Source organism: Virgibacillus salarius (assembly GCF_039521925.1).
Classification (GTDB): Bacteria; Bacillota; Bacilli; order Bacillales; family Amphibacillaceae; genus Virgibacillus; species Virgibacillus salarius.
This window is the reverse complement of sequence record NZ_BAAACY010000129.1, coordinates 35,059-43,443: the sequence shown is the minus strand read 5'-3', so window position 1 is coordinate 43,443 and position 8,385 is coordinate 35,059. Positions and strand designations below refer to the sequence as shown.

Here is an 8,385-nt window from a genome sequence, read left to right as displayed (position 1 = left end):
AATCCAGCCAATCAGCTGCATAGTATAAACTCTAACTTTTGGGGGTAACCACCTTATCGTTCGTTTTTTGGTCGAAATCATTCGTTTAGCACCTGAAATAAGCGAGATTCCGGCGGGAACAGCACGTGTCCGAAGATCCACTTGGTAACGTGTTTTTCTTTACCAAGTTAGCTGAGGTGTGCCCGCGGAAAGTGCGTATAGTTTCACGGTGCGGCGATATTACTCCTATTGATAACATGATTATTCGTATGTTGAGTAAAGAAGTTGTGTTTTGTCCCAGTCTCAGTCTTTGTGATGAAAGATGGAGAATGATTCCTGTTGGAAAAATGGGCGATCCGATTCTCATAAGCTGTTAGTACTTTCTGTATGAACGTAAAACTATGTGTTTTTTTGCATAGAAAAGCTCCTCTTAAGACAGATTATATTTTTTATACTGTCTAAAGGGGAGCGTATCATTTCTCCAAAGCTTCTTTTTTGATTTTCAGCACAGTTCATGTAAACGTAGCATTGTGTAATGCTAACGATCTTGTTGATGAACATAGGCTTCTTTTCCAAATGGCATGATATGATAAAGCGTAATGAGAATAGTACCTATTAATGCTAGACAGCCCATTCCGAAATATAATGTTCCACCGCCTGAAGAATCGATGATGGCACCCCCAAGTAGTGAACCGATAATTCCTGATAACCCAAAGAAAGTTGCAAAAAAGACAAGGTGACCTGTAGATTGTAATAATTTTGGTATGAGCCTAGAGATATAATTAAAGGATGCTAAGTAAAAGGTACCGAACGTTAATCCATGCAAAAATTGTAGGCTGATAATCTGGATCGGACTGTCAGCAGCACCGTAAATAAACCAACGAATGCTATATAAGATTCCTGCAATGATAACAAATACAAGTGGATGATACTTTCGGAACCAGAAGCCAGCAGTTGCGAAGACAATGGCTTCTGTCACTACTCCAACAAACCATGCTACACCAACTAATCCTTCACTACCGCCTAGCTGTTCTATATATAACCCAATGAAGCTATCATTGGCACGGTGTGTAATGCTCAAAAACATAATAAATAGAAGGAAGATAACAAAAGGCTTACTTTTGACTATTTCGCTAACATCCTTTAGTTGGATTGGATCAGATTCAACCTTTACATCAGTTAGTTTAAACGTAACGATTAATGCAACCATTCCAAAAAATAAATAAGGAATAATCATGTATTGAATTCCAACTCTAGTGAGAATTTCTCCAATAATAAGAGAAGAAGTAGCAAAACCAACTGAGCCCCACCAGCGGATCGTACCAAAGGACACTCCGAGTTCATCTGCTCTGCGCTGGGCTAAGCTATCGCCGAGCGCACCAATTGGTGTAACGAAAAAATAAAAGATTGCACCCATTAATAGAATGGCTAGTAACGTATCCATTTGAAAGAATAGAATACTGGTAACGAGCAGGCCAATAATGCAAATCTGGATAATTCGTTTAACGGTTTTGTGTTTATCACTCATATATCCCCAAAATGGCTGAGCAAAGATAGATGCTAGTGGTCCAACAGCTAATACATAACCAATTTCAGTACCGTTTAATCCCTTGTATTTTAGATATAAAGGTAAGTAACTCAAAATAATTGTATTTGTCGCATGAAAGGCAAACAATAACATTTTTAATGGTGTTAACGAATGTGAATTAGACAACGATCTCTCTCCTGACTTGAATAAAGCATAATGAATCATTTACAACGTGGACGAATTTGTTGGGGAATAAAACAATTACTTTCTCCAAACATGCTCTATAAATTCATCTCTTCCTGATTTTAAACGGTCTTCCTTATATGCAGTCTCATTTTTCCGGTAATAATCTTGATGGTAATCTTCCGCTGCGTAAAAGCTAGATGCAGGAAGTAATTTGGTTACAATCGGTTTATTAAATTTCCCACTTTTAGATAGCTTTTGTTTCGACGCCTCCGCAGCCTTCTTTTGTTCTTCATTATGATAAAAGATAGCTGTACGATAGGAATCTCCACGATCATGAAATTGTCCTCCATCATCAGTGGGGTCAATTTGCTGCCAGTATACATCTAAAATGGTTTGATAGCTAATAATAGATGGGTCAAACGTTATTTGTACTGCTTCATAATGACCGGAATCTCCTGCCTTTACATCTTCGTATGTAGGATTAGGAAGATGACCACCTGTATAACCGGAAATTACTTGGTCAACACCTTTCCATTGATCGAATGGCTTTACCATACACCAGAAGCATCCTCCTGCAAAAGTCGCCTGTTGTTTGTTTGACATCTATATCCCTCTTTCATCATTTCTATTCCCAAGTGGACGTATTTTAAGTAGAATAAAGTTACTATACCATATTTAACAAGTGGGTGATAGAATGGAAGAACCATATATTCATAAACTTTTTACTGGAAAAGTAAGGGAGCTTGGTACCGCTGATGCTAGTAATTGGGCGGAACGATCTTGGCAGAGCGGTATGTTGAAGGAACCCATCGATCAGAAGATTTGGTTAGGAAAGACGGGATTAGCAGGAGATGAAGTCGCTGATAAGAAAAATCATGGAGGACCTGAAAAAGCTGTTTTTGCTTATCCAATTAAACATTACCAATTTTGGCAAGAGGATTTACAAATAAATACAATCGAAGCAGGTGCGATGGGAGAGAATTTTTCGGTATTGGAAATGGATGAATTTTCCGTATTTATTGGCGATACATATAAAGTAGGAGATGTTATTCTGCAAGTATCACAGCCACGTCAACCTTGCTGGAAGCCGGCGCGTCGCTTTCAAGTTAAAGATTTTGCCTTGCGAATTCAACATAGTGGGCGAACAGGCTGGTACTTTCGAGTATTGCAAGAGGGCTTTATCCAGGCTGGTAGTGATATGGAATTAATAGAACGACCATATCCACAATGGTCTATTGCAGCTTGTAATGAAATTATGCATGTATATAAAGAAGATCTACGAGCTGCGGATGATCTTGCTCAATGTGATTTACTTGCGGAAAATTGGAAGAAAACATTATATAAGCGATTAAGGGGAATACCTTCTTCCGTTGATAAACGAGTATTTGGTCCGAATCAGTAATTTATGTTGAAATGCCACACTTTTATCGGTGACTTTAATGATAAAAGTGTGGCATTTTCATGCTAAATTAGTAGAGGTAATCTTTCATTATGTGATCTAATTATCTTCCAGCACATGGACATTTACTCTGTTTTTCCTACTTGTCTCGGAAATAAGCCGATGTAGTTGGATGAATACGAGACCGTTTTTATACGTTGCTTTTATTTTATCTGAACGAACTGGAAAAGGAAGAGAGATTCTTCTTTCGAAAACGCCCTGCAGTATTTCCTCTTTTATTTTAATACCAAAGGAATTATCAATATCAATTGTTCCTCGAAGCTCCAATGTGGAATAATCAACATAAACATCAAGCTTATCTAAGTCAACTAGCCCTGGGATGTTAGCAACACAAAATAATTCATGATCCGTTTGATAAAGGTTAATTTGTGGAATAGTAGGTTTTATAATACCTTCAAATTCATTCCAAAAGTTTTCGCCAAAAAAGTGATCCATGTTCTTTTTCCAATCCGTCATTTGTTGAAAAGGATCCATTACTTCACCTCGCTTCATGTTTAAAAAGTATGTGTAATGAAATGTCTAGCTACGTCCCAAATTACTATTCAGACGCAGCGCCCATGTTCTTACATTAGCCTATGCGGAATAATATAAATGAGTGAAACAAACATGAATGATATAGAATGTCATATGATAAGAAAATAAGGTATGCTTAGGATATAGGTTTAGGAGGGTTTTATTTGATTAGCAATGCACTCGTAATGGTTGGAATTATATTAGTTATCAATATTGTGTATGTATCGCTTTCCACAATACGAATGATTCTAACGTTAAAAGGCAGAAGGTATATTGCTGCATTTGTAAGCATGTTTGAAGTGGTTATTTATGTATTTGGCTTGGGTCTTGTTTTAGATAATTTAAACGAAATTCAAAATCTGTTAGCCTATGCCATTGGTTTTGGGATTGGTGTAGTCTGCGGGTCAAGAATTGAAGAAAAACTAGCACTTGGATATATTACAGTCAATGTGATATCCTCCGATCCAGATATTCAATTTACGAAGCAATTAAGAGATAAAGGCTATGGGGTAACAAGCTGGTATGCTTATGGTATGGATGGAGACAGATTATCAATGCAAATCTTAACACCAAGAAAATATGAATTAAGATTGTATGAAACCATTAAACAAATAGATCCGAAAGCTTTTATCATTGCATATGAACCAAAGCAAATCTATGGTGGATTCTGGGTGAAACAGGTGCGTAAAGGTAGACTTATGAATCCGAAGAAAAAAGCAGAGAGTAGCAATGGTACTACGAAGCAAGCTACGGAAACATCCAAACCAACAGAATCAATGAGGAAAGAGTAGATCTTAAGAATAACGTATGATGTATCGTGGCGCACACATAGCATTTTTCCTTTTGGGTTGGATCGTCTATTAATAAGTCGCATAGAATAGTTGATGACAGAAGTAAAACCTCAATAACTAAGCTCACATGTCCATGTTTGAGTATAAATGAATCGTATTGTTTTAGGGAATATACTAAAAACCGAACATTAATTTAAATTATTTAATAATCGTTCGTTATTTTGTTGACATTTCCGTTTTTCCTTGTTATTCTTAAACCGACAAATCAATATCGGTTCCTCATATATACCTGAGAATAAGGCTCAGAAGTTTCTACCCAGCACCGTAAATGACTGGACTATGAGGGAAGTTGAATCGTTGTGTAAGCAATGATCTGTTTGAATGGTTGAAATTACAGGTCTATTCTTCTTCTCTCATTGGCTTGAGATGAAGATGAATAGACTTTTTTCGTAGTCAAGGAAGTTATAAAAGTTGAGCCTGTGGGTAAATCTTGGTGTGTTGAGTCGCGTCCAGCTCCAACTTCCAGAAACGAGGCGACTTTACGAATCGTCCTACGGATAAGCTGTCATCGGCTCGCGAGCTCACCTGTTCCTTTATCACCGTTGACTCGCTTCAGTCGCTTTGTTTCTAATTGGGCGCTTGCGCTTTTGTTCTAAGTTAAGAAAGTATAAAATCAGTGTAATGACTGCGTTAAGCCAAGTAGTTATTTTGAAATGTTTGATGTATATTGGCAATGCTCCGACTAATTGCTTCGCTTTCCGCGGGCACGGCCTCAACTAACTTTGCAAAGAAGAACACGTTGCAAAGTTAGCTGAAGGACAAATCCCACGGAAAGGGAAGTGGGCAGCCGGAGTGGTGGTCAAGCAAGCAGTAGCTATTATTCCATAATAGCTACTAGAGGAAGCGTAAATCTGAGCATGTAGTGATAAGGACTGAGCGAATTTTGCTCAATTTTTCTTATTAATTAGCAAAGGGTAAACTTAAACTAGGAGATAATTTGATAAACGAGGGGGATTTCACAGTAATGGTTGGCGTAATCATGGGCAGTATATCGGATTGGGAAACAATGAAGCATGCTTGTGCTATTCTAGATGAACTACAAATTCCGTATAGCAAAGATATTATTTCTGCACATCGTACACCTGATGAAATGTTTGCATATGCAAAATCAGCCAGAGAACGTGGACTAAAAGTTATTATTGCCGGCGCAGGAGGAGCAGCCCATTTACCTGGAATGGTGGCAGCTCAGACGACACTTCCTGTAATTGGTGTTCCTGTTCAAAGTAAAGCGTTGAACGGATTGGATTCACTTCTTTCGATCGTACAAATGCCAGGCGGAGTGCCTACTGCAACTGTAGCGATTGGGAAGGCAGGAGCAAAAAATGCCGGGATTCTGGCAGCACAAATCTTAGGTACATTCGATGCATACGTTGCAGCGAAGTTAGAAACGTACCGTGACCAAATGAAGGATAACGTTGGAGAAATGAGGGAAGACCTTGCGAAAAAATAACAGCATTGTGTTACCCGGACAAACAATTGGGATTATTGGTGGAGGTCAGCTAGGACGTATGATGGCAATTGCAGCAAAGTATATGGGTTATCGTGTGAATGTATTAGATCCTACCGTAGACTGTCCGGCTGCACAGGTCGCAGACCATCAAATTATTGCACCATATGAGGATATGAATGCTATCCAACAATTGACAGCTCTTAGCGATGTGGTCACATATGAATTTGAAAATGTTGATTTACAAGCTGCAGCTTACATAGAGAAAGAAGGAAAGCTGCCACAGGGTGCGTTTGCTCTCGAAATTACTCAAAATCGGGAGAAAGAGAAAAAGCTAATAAAGGCAGCTGATTTACCTGTTCCCGAATTTGCTATTGTAAACAGTGGAGCTGAATGTGAAGAAATACTAAGAGATTTTCCATTACCCGCTGTAATCAAGACGTGTCGTGGTGGTTATGACGGAAAAGGCCAACTTAAAATAGATGCTCGTTCAGACATAGCTACAGCCGTTCAATTTGCCCAGGATCATTCCCATTGCATCGTAGAAGAATGGATTACCTTTGATAAAGAAGTATCGGTTATCTTTACACGTGCACAATCTGGCGAAATTACATTTTTCCCAGTTGCTGAGAATGAACATAAAGACCATGTATTATTCAAAACAATGGTTCCAGCGAGCATTAATGAACTACTGGAAAAAGAAGCTTTTCGGGCAGTAGAGAAGCTTGCTGAACATATGAAGATAGTAGGTACCTTTGCGGTGGAACTGTTTGTGAAAGGAGATCGTATCTATCTAAATGAAATGGCTCCTCGTCCTCATAATTCTGGGCATTATACGATTGAGGCTTGTAATGTTTCACAATTTACACAGCATATTCGTGCCATATGTGGCCTTCCTTTAATGGAAGTAAATTTACTAGAGCCAGCGGTCATGATCAATGTATTAGGTGAAGACTTGGAATCTGTTTTACAAGCGATGGCAAAAAATACCTCTGGTTTTGTTCATTTATATGGAAAAGCGGAAGCTAAAACGAAACGAAAAATGGGACATATTACATTTATTGGGGCTACAATGGATAAAGTAAACAAACATATTCAGACATTTGAGGAGGCCAAACAATGATTGAGCGTTATACAAGGGAAGAAATGGGATCGATTTGGACAGAGGAAAATAAATTTAAAGCATGGCTTGAAGTTGAAATCCTAGCATGTGAGGCATGGAGTGAGCTAGGTGTTATTCCTAAAGAAGATGTGAAAAAGCTACGGGACAATGCATCCTTTGATATCCATCGAATTTATGAAATTGAAAAGGATACAAGACACGATGTTGTCGCTTTTACACGTGCTGTATCGGAAACGCTGGGTGAGGAAAGAAAATGGGTGCATTATGGACTGACATCAACGGATGTTGTTGATACAGCACTTTCGTATATCGTAAAACAGGCCAATGAAATTATTCGGAAGGACTTGCATCGGTTTATTGAGATCTTGAAAAATAAGGCTATGGAACATAAGCATACGGTGATGATGGGAAGAACCCATGGCGTACATGCAGAACCAACAACATTTGGTTTGAAGCTTGCGCTTTGGTACGAAGAAATGAAACGTAATTTAGAACGTTTCGAAGCAGCCGCTCACAATATTGAATTTGGAAAGCTATCAGGAGCAGTAGGAACATATGCAAATATTGATCCATTTGTGGAGCGATATGTTTGTGAGAAGTTAGGAATTACGCCAGCACCCGTTTCTACTCAAACATTGCAACGTGACCGTCATGCAGCTTATTTATCTGCACTTGCGCTTATCGCGACATCGGTAGAGAAATTCGCAACCGAAATTCGTGGATTGCAAAAAACAGAAACACGAGAAGTAGAAGAATTCTTCGCGAAAGGGCAAAAGGGATCATCGGCTATGCCGCATAAACGTAATCCAATCGGGTCAGAGAATATGACAGGAATGGCAAGAGTCGTACGTGGCTACATGATGACAGCCTATGAAAATGTATCATTATGGCATGAGCGAGATATTTCTCATTCTTCAGCAGAACGTGTCATTCTACCAGATGCAACAATTGCGTTAAACTATATGCTTAATCGTTTTGCAAACATCGTTAAGAATCTAACGGTGTTCCCTGAAAATATGAAACGAAACATCGATAAAACCTATGGCGTTATTTTCTCTCAACGGGTTCTCCTAGCTCTAATTGACAAAGGAATGGCGCGCGAAACTGCTTATGATATAGTACAGCCGAAGGCGATGCAAGCTTGGGAAACAGCGACTCACTTTAAACAGTTAGTAGAGGCAGATGAACAAATTACGGACGCATTATCACAAGCAGAAATTGATGATTGCTTTGACTATACGTACCATTTAAAAAATGTCGATGTTATCTTTGACCGAATCGGCTTAGCGTGAGGTGGAA

General features: G+C 38.8%; 8 protein-coding genes and 1 riboswitch. Of the genes, 5 read left to right on the top strand and 3 right to left on the bottom strand.

Annotated elements, in window-relative coordinates:
• Positions 1 to 517: 517 nt before the first annotated feature.
• Both ABDZ84_RS16275 and msrA read right to left on the bottom strand, forming a co-directional pair.
• A complete protein-coding gene (locus ABDZ84_RS16275; RefSeq protein WP_026682860.1) occupies positions 518 to 1,693 on the bottom strand; it encodes an MFS transporter in 1,176 nt (391 codons plus the stop codon).
• Between the two features lie 75 nt (positions 1,694 to 1,768).
• Positions 1,769 to 2,296, bottom strand: coding sequence for a peptide-methionine (S)-S-oxide reductase MsrA (msrA, locus tag ABDZ84_RS16270; RefSeq protein WP_026682859.1), 528 nt, complete (start codon positions 2,294 to 2,296; stop codon positions 1,769 to 1,771).
• A gap of 91 nt (positions 2,297 to 2,387) precedes the next feature.
• Here msrA and ABDZ84_RS16265 point away from each other — a divergent pair, with 91 nt between their 5' ends.
• Positions 2,388 to 3,095 (top strand): MOSC domain-containing protein, encoded by a 708-nt coding sequence (locus tag ABDZ84_RS16265; RefSeq protein WP_343782252.1) that lies wholly within the window; start codon positions 2,388 to 2,390, stop codon positions 3,093 to 3,095.
• A gap of 96 nt (positions 3,096 to 3,191) precedes the next feature.
• Here ABDZ84_RS16265 and ABDZ84_RS16260 read toward each other — a convergent pair whose 3' ends face one another.
• The gene (locus ABDZ84_RS16260; RefSeq protein WP_026682857.1) at positions 3,192 to 3,626 is read right to left on the bottom strand and encodes an Hsp20/alpha crystallin family protein; all 435 of its coding nucleotides are present in this window, start codon (positions 3,624 to 3,626) and stop codon (positions 3,192 to 3,194) included.
• Positions 3,627 to 3,829: 203 nt separating this feature from the next.
• On the opposite strand from ABDZ84_RS16260, the gene ABDZ84_RS16255 reads away from it, so the two are divergent.
• The 4 genes from ABDZ84_RS16255 (at position 3,830) to purB (ending at position 8,378) form a co-directional block, all read left to right on the top strand.
• Positions 3,830 to 4,456 carry a DUF2179 domain-containing protein gene (locus tag ABDZ84_RS16255; RefSeq protein ID WP_026682856.1) on the top strand — a complete coding sequence of 209 codons (627 nt, stop codon included), beginning with the start codon at positions 3,830 to 3,832 and terminating at the stop codon, positions 4,454 to 4,456.
• Positions 4,457 to 4,715: 259 nt separating this feature from the next.
• Positions 4,716 to 4,816, top strand: a riboswitch (purine riboswitch).
• Positions 4,817 to 5,480: 664 nt separating this feature from the next.
• The gene (purE, locus tag ABDZ84_RS16250; protein ID WP_034679712.1) at positions 5,481 to 5,966 is read left to right on the top strand and encodes a 5-(carboxyamino)imidazole ribonucleotide mutase; all 486 of its coding nucleotides are present in this window, start codon (positions 5,481 to 5,483) and stop codon (positions 5,964 to 5,966) included.
• Positions 5,953 to 7,086: a 5-(carboxyamino)imidazole ribonucleotide synthase gene (gene purK, locus ABDZ84_RS16245; protein ID WP_166530073.1), complete on the top strand. Its 1,134-nt coding sequence runs from the start codon at positions 5,953 to 5,955 to the stop codon at positions 7,084 to 7,086. The genes purE and purK overlap by 14 nt, the downstream gene beginning before the upstream one ends.
• Entirely contained in the window at positions 7,083 to 8,378 is a 1,296-nt protein-coding gene (gene purB / locus ABDZ84_RS16240) for an adenylosuccinate lyase (protein WP_121604624.1), read from the top strand. The genes purK and purB overlap by 4 nt, the downstream gene beginning before the upstream one ends.
• The last annotated feature ends 7 nt before the right edge of the window (positions 8,379 to 8,385 follow it).

What these genes read in the sequence shown, in the direction of transcription:
- msrA (WP_026682859.1), bottom strand. Translation starts at nt 2,296, where the DNA reads ATGTCAAACAAACAACAGGCGACTTTTGCAGGAGGATGCTTCTGGTGT.
- ABDZ84_RS16265 (WP_343782252.1), top strand. Translation starts at nt 2,388, where the DNA reads ATGGAAGAACCATATATTCATAAACTTTTTACTGGAAAAGTAAGGGAG.
- ABDZ84_RS16260 (WP_026682857.1), bottom strand. Translation starts at nt 3,626, where the DNA reads ATGGATCCTTTTCAACAAATGACGGATTGGAAAAAGAACATGGATCAC.
- purB (WP_121604624.1), top strand. Translation starts at nt 7,083, where the DNA reads ATGATTGAGCGTTATACAAGGGAAGAAATGGGATCGATTTGGACAGAG.
- purE (WP_034679712.1), top strand. Translation starts at nt 5,481, where the DNA reads ATGGTTGGCGTAATCATGGGCAGTATATCGGATTGGGAAACAATGAAG.